At 43.8% G+C, this 381-nt stretch carries 1 protein-coding gene; it reads left to right on the top strand.

Annotated elements, in window-relative coordinates; genetic code table 11:
• Positions 1 to 228, top strand: a 228-nt coding sequence (locus NE664_15775) for an iron-containing alcohol dehydrogenase (protein MCQ4728093.1), incomplete at its 5' end; no start/stop codon positions are given.
• Positions 229 to 381: the final 153 nt, after the last annotated feature.

A 381-nucleotide genomic window follows, 5' to 3' on the forward strand; every position in this document is an offset into this window, starting at 1 on the left:
GATGCGGAAGTATTAAAGAAATTCATCGATAAGATTGAAGAATTAAAAGCTGCAGTTGGAATCAAGAAGACGATCAAAGAGTATGGTGTAGATGAGAAATACTTCCTGGATACACTTGACTCGATGGTAGAGCAGGCATTTGACGATCAGTGTACAGGGGCTAACCCGAGATACCCGCTGATGAGCGAGCTCAAGGAAATGTATTTAAAAGCTTACTACGGTAAATAAGTTTAAATAGGTGGCAAAGGGCCGTACCCGATTCGCGGGACGGTCCTTTGTGTTTGGCGGGACAAGAAAGTGCCTTCGGCACTTCAACTCCCCTAGCCCCTCATTCATGAGGGGAATTTAGGGACTTCCTTTTTGCTGCTTTTTTCTTATAAT

The organism is Anaerotignum faecicola, assembly GCA_024460105.1.
Taxonomy (GTDB): Bacteria; Bacillota; Clostridia; order Lachnospirales; family Anaerotignaceae; genus JANFXS01.